Here is a 17,250-nt window from a genome sequence, read left to right on the forward strand (position 1 = left end):
CAGGGATGAATGATGAATAAGCACTGTTATCGGATCATTTTTAACCGTTGTTTGCAGAGATTAGTGGTGGTGTCAGAGTTGGCACGACGTGCGGGTGGCCCGTCGACGGACTGTCAACCTGCGCAACGCTCGATAATTGCGACACTTCGCCCGCTCACCTTTGCGCTGATCATGGCAGGGGGCGCGATCAGCGCCTCCACTCAGGCCGCAGGAATCGTCGCCGATCCGAATGCCCCGCAGGGTCAGCAACCGACGGTCCAACGAACCGGTAATGGATTGCCTCAAGTGGATATCCGAACCCCGAACAGCCAAGGGCTGTCTCACAATACGTATCGTCAATTTGACGTAGACGAACGTGGTGCGATTTTAAACAATAGCCAACATGCGACATCAACGCAGTTAGCGGGACAAGTTGCCGGCAACCCGTGGCTGGCGAAGGGCTCGGCCAAAGTAATCCTTAATGAGGTTAACAGTGCCAACCCGAGCCAGCTGCGGGGATTTATCGAGGTGGCGGGACACAAAGCCGATGTGATTATTGCTAACCCGGCGGGAATAAGTTGCAGCGGCTGTGGTGTGATCAACGCAGGGCGCAACACCTTAGCCGCCGGGCGAGTTCGGTTGGAGAATGGTCAGATCGCCGGATATGACGTCGACCGTGGACGAATTACCCTCAGTGGAGCAGGGATGAACGGCACGGGACAAGACTATACTCGGCTTATCGCTCGTGCGGTCGAGGTCAATGGTCGAGTGCAAGCGGGGGATCTCAAAGTCACTACCGGGCATAACCAAACCGATGCGGACGGCAACGTCGTTAAGGTAAAAAATGATGATCCTGCGGGACGCCCCACCTTTGCACTCGATACTGCTGCTTTGGCGGGAATGTATGCCAACCGTATTACGCTCGTGGGAACTGAGCAAGGGGTAGGGGTGCGTAACCGTGGCGAGATCGGCGCGGCACAAGGTCATTTCACCTTGGATGCCAGTGGTAAATTGACCAATACAGGTGTTGTCCAAGCTAAGCAAAACGTCGCCCTACACACGGCAGGAATGGATAACTCAGGGCAAATCGCTGCAGCGGGCAATATTACCGTTGCCAGCCAAGGTGATATCACTAATGCCGGGCAAATTCGTGCGCAAGGTGATCTGCAACTCTCAGCAAGCGGGAAATTAGTCAGTCAGTCCAGTTCGACCTCAGTGGCCGGGCATAATGCGACACTGCAAGCGAATATCCTCACTAACCAGCAGGGCAGCGCCTTAGGGGCAGGTATTGATGCACAAGGTCAGGCGACGGCCGCAGGCCAGCTTACCCTTAACGCCGCAAAACAGTTACAGAGCCACGGCACCCACCTCAGCCGTGATCAGATTATCCTCAAGGGTAAAGAGGTTGACCTAAGCGATAGCCAAACCCAAGCGAATCAGGTGATGGTAAAGGCTAGGGAAGGCGATTTACACCTTGACCGCGCGCAGCTTGCTGCCCAGCAGGCGACGCTGACCACGCCAGGTCAACTGACGAATCGGCAGGGAAAAGTGGTCGCACAGGCCCTGGATCTCACCGCGACGAAACGACTGGATAACCAAGGGGGCGCCATTATTTCACAAGGCCCTCAGGCGCTGACGCTGCATAGCCAGCATATCGATAACACGCAAGGCACCCTCGCCAGCGCGAGCGACCTTAGGCTAACCAGTCAAGATCTCGATAACCGAGGGGGCTTGGTACAAGCCGCAAACCGGTTGTCGGTTACGACTCAGGGCGGAACCCTTACTAACGCCGACACCCAAGCGGATAGCTTGGGCCTTAGAGCGGGTGGGTCGCTTGACCTACAGGCTCACACCATCGATAACCGCAACGGATTGATGGCTGCCAAAGCGATTACCGCGACAGGAGAACAGTGGGATAACCGTTTCGGGGAGGTCATTAGCGATCAGGATTTGGCGATTAACGCGAAACAACTCGCTAATCAGCAAGGCTTGCTCAGTGCTCAAACCGGGTCGCTCACTGTGAAGACGACAGAGGATCTGCACAATCAGAACGGAACATTGCAAAGCCAAGGTGCGCTGACGCTGACGGCGGATGCACTGAATAACGATCAAGGAAAGATTCTGGCCGCGCAGTCTGGCGTTACCCTTCACGCTAACGGTCACCTCGCCAACCACGCCGGACAAATATCGGCACGTGATCAGGTTAGCCTAAACAGTGCGAGTCTGAGTAACCAGCAGGGGCGTATTACCGCCGTTCAGGGGCCGTTAACCCTAAGCACGACCGGCGTAGTCGATAACCGTCAGGGGGTGCTACAAACGGGCGGCGGGTTCGCCGTCACAGCAGGGCAACTCACTAATCAAGGGGGTACGCTACAGTCGACGCAAGGCCAAGGGGCTTTACATCTCAACGAGAGCTTGGATAACCAGCAAGGTCTTATCAGTGCCGCCACCGATTTACAGATTGAGAGTGGTCAGCTTAGCAACCAACAGGGTGTGCTGATCGCCAAGACCCTTGATTTGCAGACATTAGCCTTAACGAACCAGGCAGGGCTGATCCAAGGGAGTGATCGACTCGCCATTAATACGCAGGGGCAAACGCTCACCAATCGCGACACGGATGGCTCGAGTCTCGGCCTACGCTCTGCAGGTCAGCTTATCCTTAACAGTGGCGAGCTAGACAATCATCAAGGGGTGGTCGCGGGCCGCGACCTCTCCATCAGCGCACAACACCTTGATAATCAACAAGGGTCTCTACTTGCCAGCGACACCAGCCAGTTAACCCTACAAGGCTTAGAGAACCAGCAAGGGTCAATACAGTCGGGGGGTGATACCTCGGTGAATCTGGGGCAAGGTGAATTCGCGAATCAGCATGGTCAACTGCTTGCCGGGGGCAGTCTTACTCTGCAAACGGGAGTGCTGAATAATCAACAAGGGCAACTGCAAGGCGCTCAAGGCCTGTCACTGACCGGCACACAACTCGACAACCAGGGCGGTAAAGTGCTGTCGGGTGCCGATCTCTCTACCTTGGTCGCCCAAGCGATTAACGATCAGGGTACGCTGTATGCCGCGGGCACTGCGCAGGTGACCGCCAGCGAGTCGGTCAGTAATCAGCAGGGGCTGATTAAGGCGGGAGAACAGCTCACGCTGTCCACTCAGCAACTGAATAATCAGCACACACGCGATGCAGGGCAGGGTATCGAAGCCCAGGACCTCAACGTCACCGCGGCGAATCTGGATAATCGTCAAGGCAGCTTACGAGCAGGCGAGTCACTGCACGCACAGGTAAGCGAGACCTTGGCTAACCAACAGGGGCTGATTTCTTCGCAGGGGCAGTTAACGCTAGGACAGCCGGGCAGTGGCTTGAGTTTGAATAATGACCAAGGCGATATTGTCGCCAATGGTGATGCCGTGCTCACACTTGGCCATTTCACACAGGTTGGCCGCGTGACTAGTGGCAATAACCTGAGTGTAGAGGTCGGCAGCGATTTTCAACAAGATGGCCAACTGGCGGCTGGAAACGACCTGCAGCTCAATACCGCGGGCCACCAACTGAACAATAGCGGTAGCTTGACGGCTGGCCAGCATCTGACGTTGACCAGTGATCGGCTCACTAACCAGCAGACGGGCGAGATCAACTCAGGCATCACCACAATCACTAGCCATTACCTAGAGAATCAAGGCTTAATCGACGGTGGGCAAGTGTTCCTGCACGCCGATGAGCTTCACAATCGTGGCACGGGAAGAATTTACGGTGATCGATTGGTCATCGATGCCCCGCTATTGACGAATGAGAGTCTCGAGAATAAAGCGGCAACCATCGCCGGACGGGAAAGTCTGCTGATCGCCACCGATCACCTCACTAACCAAGATAATAGCCTGATCTACAGTAACGGCGATCTTCAGATAGGCGGTGCCTTGGCTGCCGACGGCAGCCTGATGGGTCAGGCAACACAGGTTGATAACCTCAGTGCGACCATTGAGGCGATGGGAAGCTTAGGGATCTCTGCTAAGCAGATCGAGAACCGTGATACCCATTTAACGGTCAGCGATGATCTGCAAACGGTGTCGAGCCTTAATGATCTGGTCGAGATTGAGTTTTGTACCGGACGTAAATGGACAGATGCCTGCGGTCGCACCGATGGCGTGCATTATCGGTTTGATGCCACCATCGATAAATCCAAATCTCGCGACTATAAAGTGGTGTTTAACTTCGATGCGCAAGGGCGCAGTTATGCGCTGGATGCGCAAGGCAACCGCGTCAAATTTACCATTGATGGCAAAGAGGACTATCTCTATGTCTATCAGGATGCCAGGAATGGCATTATTTATTTCCACCAACCTGGCGTGACGGATGCGGGACGGCGATTTAACGTCTTCAATTTCGATCAGGTCACCAAAGCCCAAACGGTCAGCGATCAACAGAGCGCGATACTGCGTAGCGGTGGCGACTTAGTCTTAAACAGTGACTTACATAACAAAGATAGCCAAGTGGTGGCGGGGCAGGCGTTAGTCATCAATGGCGCGGTGAATAACGAGGAAACCGAGGTTAAGCAGACCCTCGAGCAGCAAGGTGAACGACTGGCGGGCGGCCGACGTAAACAGCATAAGCAGACGCGCTATGAAGGCCCTGAAGTCTATCAACCGCCGATCAGTGAGTTAACGGTGCCGCTGCATCTCACCGCACAGCTACAAGGTCAAGGCGCGGGGGCCGGGCAAACCATCGCCGCACAAGACGCGACCACCCAGGTCACGGGGGCGTCGAATTTGCTGGCCAATGTCGCCTTGGCACAACAAGACCATCAAGACTTAGTGACCGACGTGACCCTACCGGCACCGGTCGATGCCTCGACACAACTGGCAGAGACCCCTTCTTCGGGGAATTGGGTCATCCGCACCACCAGTGTACCGGTGAGCTTACCCACTACGAGCCTCTACCAGCTTCATCCTGGCACCGACAGTCAGTATCTGGTTGAAACCGACCCGCAATTTACGCGGGGGAAAACCACGGTGAGTAGCAGTGATATCTATCAAGACCAGCTTATCAAGCGATTAGGCGATGGCTATTACGAACAATCCTTGGTGCGTGAGCAGATTGTGAAAGCGACTGGACAACGGTTTTTAACGGGTTATAGCAATGATGAAGCGCAATATCGTGCGCTGCTCACGAGTGGTAAAGCCTTTACCGAGCGCTTTGGTATCGCCCCGGGGACGGCATTGAGTGCGGAACAGATGGCACAGATGACCAGCGACATGGTGTTGATGGTCAATGAGCGTGTCACCTTATCCGATGGCACGACCCAACTGGTGGCCGTCCCTAAACTCTATGCCCGAGTCGACAAGGATCAGTTAAGTGGCAAAGGTGCCTTGCTGTCGGGCAATGCCGTTCAGATCACCACGGCACAGGATCTGCTCAATAGCGGTACCATCGCTGGGCGCGGGCTGACCGCGATTTCGGCCAGCAATCTACTCAACCTAGGTGATATTAGCGGCAACACCACCCAGTTGCTGGCGAGTAACGATATTATCAATCGTGGCGGCCAGTTGTTAGGCGGCGATCAACTTACCTTACAGGCGGGTCATGACATCCTGAGCCAAACCGAGAGCTTCCAACGGGGGAGTGAGGCATGGACCGGACGCCAAGCCGGGATAGCGGTCACGGGCCAACAGGGACAATTAACGTTGCAAGCCGGACATGATATTCAGCTGACCGCTAGCGCCCTCAGTAATCAGGGGAGCGACAGCACGACGCGCGTGATCGCCGGTCATGACCTGAACCTTGATACGGTAAAACAGAGCCACGCGACGGATTACACCCGCGGTAAAAAAGATTATGACCGCAGCCTAGAGACCCATGAACAAGGCTCCGTCATCAATGCCGGGGGCAGTTTAACGATGCAAGCCGGGAACGATATGACCTTGCGCGCCGCAGAAGTGACTGCAGGGGGTGACGCGACACTGACGGCGGGTCACGATTTGGCGCTACTCAGTGGTCAGGATAGCTGGGATCAGTCGACCTATATGAAAACCAAAAAACGTCATGGTTTATCCAAAACCACGACGGAGGTGGCTACCAGTACCCATCAGATCAGCGCGGTAAGCAGTTCGGTGTCCGGTGATCAGGTGACGCTCCTCGCGGGTCATGATCTGCGCTCAGAAGCCAGTAATATTGTGGGCGACAACGCCGTTAAGCTACTGGCGGGCAATGATGTGGTGATCACGACGGCCGAAGAGTCCGATCACTCGACCAGTATGACCAAGAAGAAGAAATCGGGGCTAAGTGGCACCGGTGGTATCGGCTTCACTGTCGGCACCTCATCCCAAAAAACGGACCAAGACGACCGCAGTAATGTACAAAAAGGCAGTGTGGTCGGTAGCAGTCAAGGTAACGTTACGGTGACGGCCGGTAATCAGGTGACCCTGCATGGCAGTGATCTGCTGGCGGGCCAAGATATGTCGATAAGCGGCAAGCGTATCGATATCAGCGCGGCAGAAAATAGCCATACCGCCCTCACCAAAACCGAGCAGAAGTCGAGTGGATTAACCCTAGCGTTGAGTGGCGTGGTGGGAAGCGCCTTAAACACGGCAACACAGCAGGCCCATTCGGCGACTAAGGAAGATAATGGACGGCTGGCGGCGTTAAAAGCGACCCAATCAGTATTAACGGGTTACAGCGCTAAACAAGCCAGTGAACTTAATGATCTACAGCAAACACCGAAGGACGCCATGGGGGTTAACCTCTCCTATGGTAATCAACGCGCCCACTCCGAGCAGAAAGTCGTGCAACAGACGCACGCCGGTAGCCAGCTCACCGCTGGGCGCGACCTAAGGTTGCAGGCCACCCAAGGTGACATCGATATTGCGGGCAGCCAGCTGAAAGCCGGACGTGATACAACGCTGAGCGCCGCACAGGATATTCTGCTGCACTCCAGCCAAGACAGTGAAACCCTGAGCGGTAACAATAGCAGCCATGGCGGGTCGCTAGGTGTCGGCATAGGTGCCAGCGGCAATAGCGCCGGGATTAGCATTTCTGCCAGCGTCAATGCCAGCAAAGGTAAGGAGAACGGCAGTTCTCTGACCCATCAAGAGACAACGCTGGACAGCGGCGGCCAAGTCACCTTACACAGCGGTCGCGATACCACCTTAACCGGCGCGCAAGTTAACGGTGAGCGGATTGTGGCGGAGGTTGGTCGCAACTTAACGCTGACCTCTGAGCAAGACAGCAACCGCTACGACTCCAAGCAACAAAGCGCTAGCGCAGGCGGCAGCTTTACCTTTGGCACCATGACCCCTTCAGGCAGCCTAAATCTTAGCCAAGATAAGATGCACAGTGCCTATGACAGTGTGCAAGAACAGACTGGCCTGTTTGCGGGCAAAGGTGGCTTTGATGTGAAGGTCGGTGAGCATACCCAGCTTAATGGTGCGGTGATTGGCTCGACTGCCAGTGCCGAGCATAACCGCTTAGAGACCGGCACCCTAGGGTTTAGTGATATCGATAACCAAGCGGGCTATAAGGTCGAACACCAGAGCGTAGGCGCAAGCACTGGCGGCGGCATGGCGAACTTTATCGGTAATCTTGCTAATGGATTGGCCGTTGCGGGCAATAAGGAAAAAAGCGACAGCTCAACCACCCATGCTGCGGTGAGCGAGGGCACGATAGTGATCAACGACACCGCCGAGCAGCAGCAGAATGTCGATGACCTTAGCCGTGATGTTGAACATGCCAACCAGACGCTTAGCCCGATATTCGATAAGGAGAAAGAGCAGCAACGGATGCAGACGCTGCAGCTAATCGGTGAGGTCGGTAACCAAGCCGCCGATATTGCGCGTACGCAAGGGGATATCGCAGGGTTTACCGCCGCCAAAGCCAAGTATCCCACCTATACCGATAAACAGCTGCGTGAGACAGTAGAGTTCAAACAAGCCAGCCAGCCATTTGGTACAGGCAGCGCCATACAGCAAGCCATCACCGCCTCAACCGCCGCGATACAGGGGTTGGCGGGTGGCGATATTGCTAAGGCGTTAGCAGGGGCGAGTGCCCCTTATTTAGCCGAGGTTATCCATCGCCAAACGACCTCTGCCAACGGAGAGGTAAATAAAACCGCCAACCTGATGGCGCATGCGGTAGTGAATGCAGCGTTATCCTTGGCGAAAGGTGAAAATGCGTTAGCGGGAGCCAGTAGTGCGGTGACCGCCGAGGCGGTGGGGATGATTTCGCAAGCCTATTATGGTAAAAAAGCTTCTGAGCTTAGTGAAGATGAGAAACAAAAAGTCAGTGCATTAGCCAGTTTAGCCGCAGGATTAGCGGGTGGATTGGTGGGTGGCGATACGGCGAGTGCAGTATCAGGGATGCAGACCGGGAAGGTGACGGTTGAGAATAATTATCTGAATTCAAACGAGGTGATTCAGCTCAATAAAGAGCTTGAGAGTGCTGCTAAAAATGGCACCGATAAGCTCGAAGTTTATGAAAAATTTGCTGAGATTAGTCAAAAGAATCGCGAAGAGGCAGTTGCTAAAAGCTGCTCAGGTGATCCATTCTGTGCAAGTGGTGTATTAGCTGAGGCTGAAGCAGGAACAGATGTTGCGACCAGTTTAAGGCGATTGCCGATCTTCTCAAGTTTGAGTAGTGACGATTTATCGCAGTTGGATAGATTTGTACTGGCAGAAAATGAAGAAAGCGCGAGAGCGATTTATCAATCACTGCCGGAATACGTAAAGGTTGCGCTCTATACCAAGGAAGCGGGTGAAACGATAGGGTTTGGTGCTGCAGTCGGTGGGAAAGGCTTATCGGCGCTGGGTGTTATTGGGAAGGGCTCGAAACAGTCTTATCAGCCCAACCAAGGGGCTGTGGGGAATATGGGAGAATTCTTTCGGCAGCCAGGTTTTGGTAGCCAAATGAAAGAGACTGCTCAGAAAACAAGTCAGGTCTTTCAAGGGCAAAATGTTTTCAAAGCGAAAAAACCTGTCGGAGATTATATTGCAAAAGGTGATAAGTACTATCTTGATGGGATGCATAAAAACCACATTGAAGTTTTTGATAGTACAGGAACAAAAGTTAAAGCCGTTCTTAATCTTGATGGTTCTTTTAATGATGCAAAAACTAAAGCAGCTAAAGCTGAAGGTAGAAGGTTGCCAAAATGATTGATATTAATAAGTTGGATAAATTTAAGGATATTTATTTAAATTTATTAAAACATAAGTTAGGGAAAGGTCTTGATGAGGATGAACTATATTTAGCTGAGGATTATTCGATTGTAGAAAGTCTAGAGAGGAATATGAGAAACATTAACTCAACAATAGAGTTATTTTTTAAGGCAAATGAAAATAAAGATGAGCTAGCTATGCAAGCAGCATTGTTACGTATATCAACATTTTTATCGGGAATGTCTGGCGTTTTTGAACAAACAAAAGACGACATTGATCGTTACGCCAAAATTCCTAGTCTGGATGATTTTCCTGAGAACTATAAAATACCAAAATATTATAATTATCCCTGTAAATGAAAATTAATCTCAACCCTTGGGGGTGGGACTTTCATTTTAAGTCTCAGCATAGAGATGCTTTAGATAGCGTCATATCACCTCACTGGGCTTTGGCTTCGATACTGCTGCCGATTTATCGGTAACCAAGCAGCTGATATCGAGCGAACGCAAGGGAAGATAGCAGGACTTAATCCTCCATGGGGGTTAACCTCTCCTATGGTAATCAACGCGCCCACTCCGAGCAGAAAGTCGCGCAGCAGACGCACTCGGGTAGCCAGCTCACCGCTGGGCGCGACCTAAGGTTGCAGGCCACCCAAGGGGATATCGATATTGCGGGCAGCCAGCTGAAAGCCGGACGTGATACAACGCTGAGCGCCGCACAGGATATTCTGCTGCACTCCAGCCAAGACAGTGAAACCCTGAGCGGTAACAATAGCAGCCATGGCGGGTCGCTAGGTGTCGGCATAGGTGCCAGCGGCAATAGCGCCGGGATTAGCATTTCTGCCAGCGTCAATGCCAGCAAAGGTAAGGAGAACGGCAGTTCTCTGACCCATCAAGAGACAACGCTGGACAGCGGCGGCCAAGTCACCTTACACAGCGGTCGCGATACCACCTTAACCGGCGGGCAAGTTAACGGTGAGCGGATTGTGGCGGAGGTTGGTCGCAACTTAACGCTGACCTCTGAGCAAGACAGCAACCGCTACGACTCCAAGCAACAAAGCGCTAGCGCAGGCGGCAGCTTTACCTTTGGCACCATGACCCCTTCAGGCAGCCTAAATCTTAGTAAAGATAAGATGCACAGTACCTATGACAGTGTGCAAGAACAGACTGGCCTGTTTGCGGGCAAAGGGGGCTTTGATGTGAAGGTCGGTGAGCATACCCAGCTTAATGGTGCGGTGATTGGCTCGACTGCCAGTGCCGAGCATAACCGCTTAGAGACCGGCACCCTCGGTTTTAGCGATATCGAAAACCAAGCGGCCTATAAGGTTGAACACCAAAGCGTGGGGGCAAGCACGGGCGCCGGGAGCGCCGGTAACTTTATCGGTAATCTTGGCAATGCCCTGGCCATCGCCGGTAACAAAGATAAAAACGACAGCTCCACCACCCATGCTGCGGTCAGCGATGGCACGATAATTATCAACGACACCGCTAAGCAGCAGCAGAATGTCGATGTCCTTAGTCGAGATGTGGCCCATGCGAACCAGACGCTTAGCCCGATATTTGATAAGGAAAAAGAGCAGCAACGAATGCAGACGCTGCAGCTAATCGGCGAGGTCGGCAACCAAGCCGCCGATATTGCGCGTAAGCAAGGGGATATAGCAGGGGTTAAGGCACAGTCAGATCCGGCAGCCTTAGAGGCGGCACGTGCAGAGTTGATGGTTAATGGCAATAGCCATCCGACCGCTGAACAAGTAGCCAAACAAGCTTATCAAACCGCGCAAGGCGCTTTTGGGACAGGCAGCAGCCTTCAGCAAGCCATCACCGCCTCAACTGCTGCAATACAGGGGTTAGCGGGGGGCGATCTTGCTAAGGCCTTAGCGGGCGGTGCCGCACCCTACATAGCCGAGGTTATTCATCGCCAAACGACCTCTGCCGACGGTGAGGTAAATAAAACGGCCAATCTTATGGCGCATGCGGTGGTGAATGCGGCATTATCCCTGGCTAAGGGTGAAAATGCCTTAGCCGGAGCCAGTAGTGCGGTGACCGCAGAGGCGGTGGGGATGATTTCGCAAGCCTATTATGGTAAAAAAGCTTCTGAGCTTAGTGAAGATGAAAAGCAAAAAGTCAGTGCCTTAGCCAGTTTAGCCGCAGGGTTAGCGGGCGGACTGGTGGGCGGCGATACGGCGAGTGCAGTATCAGGGATGCAGACCGGGAAGGTGACGGTTGAGAATAATAATTTATCAGCCGTAGCACGACTCGGCGTTACAGCATGTGCTGAAGTCGCCGCATGTCGAAATATGGTCGTGGAGAAAGGGCTCGGTGCATTACTGGGTATCGGAGCAGCAAAAACCGCGCTAGACAACCTTTCGTCATCTGAACGGGATTATGTCTTTAGCGTAGCAATGTCTGGTAAGGCTGATCTGATAGAACAACTGACCCCGGAACAACGGGCTGCCTATAATTATATGATAGGGCAGGATCAAAAAGGCTTAATCACTGTCTTCCCGATACCGGATAGAGAATTGACAGACGGTAAGTTGATTAATCCGGGTCATAGCGACCAGCAAGGGATAGTCAATACGGGTAACAATCAGCCCTTAGAATCAGGCCCGACACATACAGGTAATAGTGATGGTTTAGCAAATACGGGTGGCACGAGTACAGTAACGCCGCTTCCGGATGGGCCAAGTAAGGATGATTTGGCTTATCAATCTATAGATTCTCGACCCGAAAACATGTCGCCTAGTGGGTCAGGAAGATCAGGTGCATTCAATGAGGCGAAAAGAAAATCAGGAATACCCACGTCTCGCCAGCCAGATAGGGTAACTGAAAATTATGATCGTCGAGGAAATAAGCAACCAGGAAAAGTGTATGAATTTGATGTGATTAATCTGCAAGGAAAGCCTGAAACTATAAAAATCAGATATGATGCTAAAGGGCATTTCTTTGGTGACAACGATTCACAAAATAGAGGCCCACACTTCAATGATGCAGAAGGAAATCACTATGATTACTAGAAACGTTAGAATGCGTAGTACTGACGATATTGGCATTGAAAATGACGTGTGTAACTTTAAATTCCTTCGTGATGTACATTATCCCTCTGTCAGTTTTGAGGCATTATTTCTTAATCGTGAAGAAGGATTTTACGAACTAATACAAAACATTATCAGTTTATCTGATACGGAACAATCTCAGTACATTATGATTTGCTATAGCGAACTTGATACCTTAATTCCAAATACGAAGTTGAATCGTTATAAAGGATTTTGGAAATTACAATCATCAAATGAAAATGGGTTTGATTGGCTTAAAAATAAGCATGATTTTCTTTCGGAGATAGACGGTAAAATAAAATTAAGCGGTTATGCTTTAGCAAGTGATTACGATCTTAAAAAAATAATATCATGCTTCTCTTACAAGAAAATGAGTTTTTATACTTATTTGAATAAAAAAAATTTTGATGAAAAAATTCTATCAAATATTATTAGTTTAGGTGATTACAAAGACGTGATTATGTACTTCCTAAAGTGTGAGGGACTAGTTTTTTTTCTTCTTGGTGATGAAGACTATAAAAGCTCTGAAGTGGTCGTTATTAGTAATAACTCTAGTTTGAAAGAGATTCGCCAAAAAGCTAAAATTCTATGTTGTTGAGAATAACTGGCTGAGTGTGGATGAAGCCGAGCGTAAGAAAGCACTGGAGCAGAAACGCGATATTCTTAAACAACCGTTGACATCTGCAGAAGATAAAGAGCTGGCCGGAATAAAACAGACGGATAAAGACCGTGGCCAGGCCATTAAAGACATATGTACACAAGGCAACAAAGGCAGTTCTGCCTGTAGTGGACTGGTTAATGAAGCGCAGTCTGCGTTAGCAAAATATGGCGATATGGTCAGTTACTCGCTGATTTACAGAGGTCTGTACCCACAGGATGCTGCGAATCTTGAAAGCATACTGAAAGGGTTAGATCCTGACAGCATTACTTGCGATGTGGTGATCAAAGGTATCGTTGACGCTAACGGAGGTAAGCTGAGCTGGTCGGATGTTGAAACCCGCTATGATGCCATGACGATATCAGTGGAAATCGTCCGAGCCCTGGTAGGGGGAAAAGGTAAAGCGCCCGACAAATTGGAAATAGCCGGGAAAGTTCCTCATGTTAATCCAGACACTAAAATTGCAACGGGCCAAACGGTCGGAGCCTTTGAAAAAAGCCTTGCTAGTCTCCCTCCTAGAGAGCGTGTCGCAATTGTAAAACAGGCTGCTCCGAAGGCAGCAGCTGAGCACGGTATGGTGAAAGATAATCTACTGACTAAAAAGAACGGTGGGCGTGATGTGTACCGCGGTCAGGATGGAAATCTCTATGCCCTTGATACGCAGCACGGACGGTTCGAAGTGGTCAGCCCAAAAGGTAAGCATTTAGGCGAAGTTGATTTTTCTATGCAAAAAATACCTAACAGCATAGATAAGTCAGGCGGTCATGATTTAAAGGTAAAATAATGAAACTTATTGATTATAAGAATAAATCTATCAAACGAGGAATTGTCTTTAGGCTACCAGCTGTCTGGCCATATGAAGAATGGGTTGATTTTATGGTTATAGATTTATTCGAAACCCATGGATTAGTTGTATCTTCTGGTCACAAAGCTGGCCTAATTTTAATATCTTTACCAATCGAAAGTATGTCAACTGAAGGTAGAGCATTGAGTACAGAATGGGTTATTACCAATTGGGCCAAGTGGATTTATCCAGAATGTAATGTTGAAAATGTTAATATCCTTGATGAATATGTAGCAACTCCCATTACGTAACTAAAAATCCCGGCCACCGAGCCGGGATCTTTTTACTGACTAATCACTCCCCAACTAGCCGTATAATCAGCTCTCCCTGCTGACAACTCACTTCAATCTTCTTGCCCGTCTCAAATCCCAGCTCCCACATCCAGTAGCCCTTAAGGATAATCGATGGTGAAGGCCGATGTTTAATGTGATCCCGAACATATCCTACGGTATAACGCTTTGATTGAGTTGTGGGTATGCCTGTGTCTGGCTTCTTTGCTATGCATTGGCGACTACCGGCAACAAAGAAAAAGCGACAGCTCAACCACCCATGCTGCGGTGAGCGAGGGCACGATAGTGATCAACCACACCGCCAAGCAGCAGCAGAATGTCGATGACCTTAGCCGTGATGTTGAACATGCCAACCAGACGCTCAGCCCGATATTCGATAAGGAAAAAGAGCAGCAACGGATGCAGACTCTGCAGTTAATCGGTGAGGTCGGTAATCAAGCCGCCGATATTGCGCGTACGCAAGGGGAGATAGCAGGACTCAAGGCACAGTCAGATCCGGCGGCCTTACATGCCGCACGTGCGTTAGGATGGCTGAACCGTTATTTACAGCAGGTTCGCCCAGACAACCTAGCACTACCAGACTGTCGGGCGATGTTCCTGGCAATGGATGGACTGGCAGGGTTAACGGCGAATGGGATTACCCTGGCGGTCGTGCCTTGCCTGAGCGCGGCGGGAATAGAGAAAGGGAGTTGTCAGCTGTTCCGTCATGCGACGGCAACGCAGAGGCTGGAGAACGGAGCAGACCTGAGATGGATCCAGGCGATACTGGGACATAGAAGCGATCTATACGCAGGTGAGCATCCGTGCGTTGCAGATGGTGCATGGAAGTATGCATCCGGCGGAGCAGACCGACAAATAACACACGAAATAGATAAAAGATAATGATAATGTATATACTTAGTCAGTACTTAACCGGGACAGGAGAAAGAACGATGCCTAAAGAAGCGGTGTTCACAATGAAGCTTGAAAGTTCTCTTCGGGAAGACTTTATCGCCGCAGCGAAAGCAAGTGATAGACCGGCCTCTCAGGTAATACGTGAACTGATGCGGGAATACATCCGACGACAGAGCGAGAGTAAGGCGTATGATGCATTCTTGGAACAGAAAGTAGAGAGAGGGCGTCAGTCCATCATGTTGGATAAAGGAATGGATAACGAAGAGGTTGAAAGGCTGTTCGTAGAAAGGCGAGCCAGAGCATCAGGTAAAACATGAAGGTACGTTGGGTGCCGGAGGCACTGGACGATCGTATAGCGATATGGGATTACCTAGCAGAAAGAAACCCACTGGCGGCAGCAGAGATGGATCAGCGGTTCAGTGAGTCAGCGAATCTGCTGACAGAACAGCCACTGATGGGTGCAGCGGGGAAAATAGCCGGCACACGGGAGCTAATACCACATGATCATTATAGGCTTGTGTACCAGTTAGATGAAAAAACGGATACTGTCTGGATAGTGACGTTGATCAACACAGCCCGATGTTGGCCACCGGTATCGCCGGACGATCTGTAAGCCCTCTGTTTGGGTCTGTCGCGCGCCCGGCAGAGCGGGCCGTCCTTGACGCAATCCTGTTCCGTGTGCGTGGGGGTAAATGGCCGCTGTTCGGCCATTCAATATAATGTGCGGGTATTATGCGAAGCTCGCCGTTGTGCTCTCTGCACACCTCAGTCGCGTTATGCGCTCGTATGTGCATAATACACATTATGTCTTGCGCCCCAGCGTGCGGCACTGGGTGCGGTCGCCGTCCTTGGCGGCTTGCTGTCCCTTCCTCGTGTTCAGCCAACATCCATAAGGCAGATCGGCCTTCAGCCTCCGCTTAAGGACGTTATGCCCGCCCGCTGCATATGTCTACGGTGGCTCGCAGTCGTTCCTGCTTGCTCGTTCCCGACTTGTCAGGTTACTTGACTCATCCCGAGGCTCGCCCTTCGGGCCAGCGCAAGCGCTGTTCTGACCTGCGGTCAGGCCGCCCCTGCCCCAGTGTGGCGGGGTCATGCCTACTCAACGTCCGGTTATGAAGTCGTGCCACAGAGCGAAAAGGGTGCTAGCGGGCTCTATGCCCCCCGCACGTGCTAAACCCACGTTCCCCGCTCAAGCAAGCTGAGCCGTGCTCACGAGTTGCGGCTAAAAACGAATAATGACAGGGACAGCAACGTTGTTAAAATGGCCGAGTACAGGCGTGATGCCAGGGCAGGGCGGTAGCGTCTCCGAGGCTGAAAAAGCGCGTCGGGGCAAAAATAGTTGGCGTAGCAACTACATAGCGTAGCAATGTCCGGCAAGGCTGAACTGATAGAACAATTAACCCCGGAACAACGGGCTGCCTATAATTATATGATAGGGCAGGATCAAAAAGGCTTAATCACGGTCTTCACTAAACCGGATAGAGAACTGACAGACACTAAGTTCATTAATCCGGGTCATAGCGACCAGCAAGGGATAGTCAATACGGGTAATAATCAGCCCTTAGCGTCAGGTCCGACACATACAGGTAATAGTGATGGTTTAGTCAATACGGTTGGAACGAGTACAGTAACGCCGCTTCCGGATGGGCCAAGTAAGGATGATTTAGCTTATCTAGATAGACCTGCAAACTTATCACCTCAAGGTTCAGCAAGAGCAGGAGCATTCAATGAGGCTAAAAGGCAATCGGGTATTCCTGTTAGCCAAAGTCCGAGCAATGTATATCCAAATGTTGATAAGCGGCTAAACCCCCAGCCTGGTTATATTTATGAATTTGATGTGCCTAAACCAGGCGGTGGAAAACAGAAAGTATAATACGGGACGATGCCGGTGGGCATTTCTTTGCTGACGACCCTAGCCAGAATCGAGGCCCACACTTTAACGACGAAAAAGGTAACCATTATGACTATTAGCCATGTCAAACGTTATGCTGAAGATATAAGTGTTAAAAATGACATTTATAATTTCAATGAACTATTGCCTAATGTAGTTGGTCTATCGGCTATAAGTTGGGAGTGGCCCGGTTAATCTAGAAGAAAATATGGCGAGCAGTTATTGAAAGAAATGTATATTACTATTAATAACAACATTAGTGATGGCAATCATTCAATGGTGCAGTTGGTTCCAGAACAACCTGATACTAAAATAGTTAATTATAAAAAAACTTGGGGCTTAATTAAAAATTCAGGAGTGCAAATAGATCTGTTCAAAAAAAGGAATCTTTTACCGATAGTGGTATTTCAGGGTTGGTATTAACTGGTTATGGTTATATTCCTACCGCTTTGGAAGGCGAGGTTCAGAAATTAATAAATTTAGAAGAGAACATATTTT

11 protein-coding genes and 3 pseudogenes are annotated in these 17,250 nt (G+C 50.8%); 13 read left to right on the forward strand and 1 reads right to left on the reverse strand.

Annotation, left to right across the window (positions count from 1 at the left end; translation table 11 throughout):
• The first annotated feature begins 12 nt into the window (after positions 1–12).
• The 7 genes and pseudogenes from BMX14_RS13475 to imm45 all read left to right on the forward strand — a co-directional run bounded on the left by BMX14_RS13475 (position 13) and on the right by imm45 (position 13,928).
• Entirely contained in the window at positions 13–9,117 is a 9,105-nt protein-coding gene (locus BMX14_RS13475) for a hemagglutinin repeat-containing protein (protein WP_177173162.1), read from the forward strand.
• On the forward strand, positions 9,114–9,479 hold the full coding sequence (locus tag BMX14_RS13480; protein WP_092677633.1) for a hypothetical protein: 366 nt from the start codon (positions 9,114–9,116) through the stop codon (positions 9,477–9,479). The genes BMX14_RS13475 and BMX14_RS13480 overlap by 4 nt, the downstream gene beginning before the upstream one ends.
• Positions 9,480–9,649: 170 nt before the next feature.
• Positions 9,650–11,365 (forward strand): annotated as a pseudogene (locus BMX14_RS13485) (hemagglutinin repeat-containing protein); the annotation flags it as partial.
• 156 nt (positions 11,366–11,521) lie between these two features.
• Entirely contained in the window at positions 11,522–12,136 is a 615-nt protein-coding gene (locus BMX14_RS17175) for an HNH/endonuclease VII fold putative polymorphic toxin (RefSeq protein ID WP_408011878.1), read from the forward strand.
• Positions 12,126–12,773, forward strand: coding sequence for a hypothetical protein (locus BMX14_RS13490; RefSeq protein WP_092677635.1), 648 nt, complete (start codon positions 12,126–12,128; stop codon positions 12,771–12,773). Before BMX14_RS17175 ends, BMX14_RS13490 begins: the two co-directional genes overlap by 11 nt.
• 16 nt (positions 12,774–12,789) lie before the next feature.
• Positions 12,790–13,617, forward strand: a complete 828-nt coding sequence (locus tag BMX14_RS13495; protein WP_230527500.1) for a DUF6862 domain-containing protein — start codon at positions 12,790–12,792, stop codon at positions 13,615–13,617.
• Entirely contained in the window at positions 13,617–13,928 is a 312-nt protein-coding gene (imm45, locus tag BMX14_RS13500; protein WP_092677637.1) for an Imm45 family immunity protein, read from the forward strand. Before BMX14_RS13495 ends, imm45 begins: the two co-directional genes overlap by 1 nt.
• Before the next feature lie 43 nt (positions 13,929–13,971).
• Here imm45 and BMX14_RS13505 read toward each other — a convergent pair whose 3' ends face one another.
• The gene (locus BMX14_RS13505) at positions 13,972–14,220 is read right to left on the reverse strand and encodes a SymE family type I addiction module toxin (RefSeq protein WP_230527501.1); all 249 of its coding nucleotides are present in this window, start codon (positions 14,218–14,220) and stop codon (positions 13,972–13,974) included.
• Here BMX14_RS13505 and BMX14_RS17180 point away from each other — a divergent pair.
• The 6 genes and pseudogenes from BMX14_RS17180 to BMX14_RS17185 all read left to right on the forward strand — a co-directional run.
• Positions 14,217–14,489 (forward strand): annotated as a pseudogene (locus BMX14_RS17180) (VENN motif pre-toxin domain-containing protein); the annotation flags it as partial. The gene BMX14_RS13505 and the pseudogene BMX14_RS17180 overlap by 4 nt on opposite strands.
• Positions 14,481–14,826: pseudogene (locus BMX14_RS13515) on the forward strand (tyrosine-type recombinase/integrase); the annotation flags it as partial. The pseudogenes BMX14_RS17180 and BMX14_RS13515, both read left to right, overlap by 9 nt.
• A 28-nt stretch (positions 14,827–14,854) precedes the next feature.
• Positions 14,855–15,178, forward strand: a complete 324-nt coding sequence (locus BMX14_RS13520; RefSeq protein ID WP_230527502.1) for an antitoxin of toxin-antitoxin stability system — start codon at positions 14,855–14,857, stop codon at positions 15,176–15,178.
• Entirely contained in the window at positions 15,175–15,474 is a 300-nt protein-coding gene (locus tag BMX14_RS13525; RefSeq protein WP_092677641.1) for a type II toxin-antitoxin system RelE/ParE family toxin, read from the forward strand. Before BMX14_RS13520 ends, BMX14_RS13525 begins: the two co-directional genes overlap by 4 nt.
• 753 nt (positions 15,475–16,227) lie before the next feature.
• A complete protein-coding gene (locus tag BMX14_RS16450) occupies positions 16,228–16,734 on the forward strand; it encodes a hypothetical protein (protein ID WP_230527503.1) in 507 nt (168 codons plus the stop codon).
• Complete coding sequence (locus BMX14_RS17185; protein ID WP_408011879.1) at positions 16,734–16,832, forward strand: HNH/endonuclease VII fold putative polymorphic toxin; 99 nt, start codon at positions 16,734–16,736, stop codon at positions 16,830–16,832. The genes BMX14_RS16450 and BMX14_RS17185 overlap by 1 nt, the downstream gene beginning before the upstream one ends.
• Positions 16,833–17,250: the final 418 nt, after the last annotated feature.

Origin of the sequence: Rosenbergiella nectarea (assembly GCF_900111105.1) — a bacterium.
Classification (GTDB): Bacteria; Pseudomonadota; Gammaproteobacteria; order Enterobacterales; family Enterobacteriaceae; genus Rosenbergiella; species Rosenbergiella nectarea.

What these genes read in the sequence shown, in the direction of transcription:
- BMX14_RS13475 (WP_177173162.1), top strand. Translation starts at nt 13, where the DNA reads ATGAATAAGCACTGTTATCGGATCATTTTTAACCGTTGTTTGCAGAGA.
- BMX14_RS13480 (WP_092677633.1), top strand. Translation starts at nt 9,114, where the DNA reads ATGATTGATATTAATAAGTTGGATAAATTTAAGGATATTTATTTAAAT.
- BMX14_RS17175 (WP_408011878.1), top strand. Translation starts at nt 11,522, where the DNA reads ATGTCTGGTAAGGCTGATCTGATAGAACAACTGACCCCGGAACAACGG.
- BMX14_RS13490 (WP_092677635.1), top strand. Translation starts at nt 12,126, where the DNA reads ATGATTACTAGAAACGTTAGAATGCGTAGTACTGACGATATTGGCATT.
- imm45 (WP_092677637.1), top strand. Translation starts at nt 13,617, where the DNA reads ATGAAACTTATTGATTATAAGAATAAATCTATCAAACGAGGAATTGTC.
- BMX14_RS13520 (WP_230527502.1), top strand. Translation starts at nt 14,855, where the DNA reads ATGTATATACTTAGTCAGTACTTAACCGGGACAGGAGAAAGAACGATG.
- BMX14_RS13525 (WP_092677641.1), top strand. Translation starts at nt 15,175, where the DNA reads ATGAAGGTACGTTGGGTGCCGGAGGCACTGGACGATCGTATAGCGATA.
- BMX14_RS16450 (WP_230527503.1), top strand. Translation starts at nt 16,228, where the DNA reads ATGTCCGGCAAGGCTGAACTGATAGAACAATTAACCCCGGAACAACGG.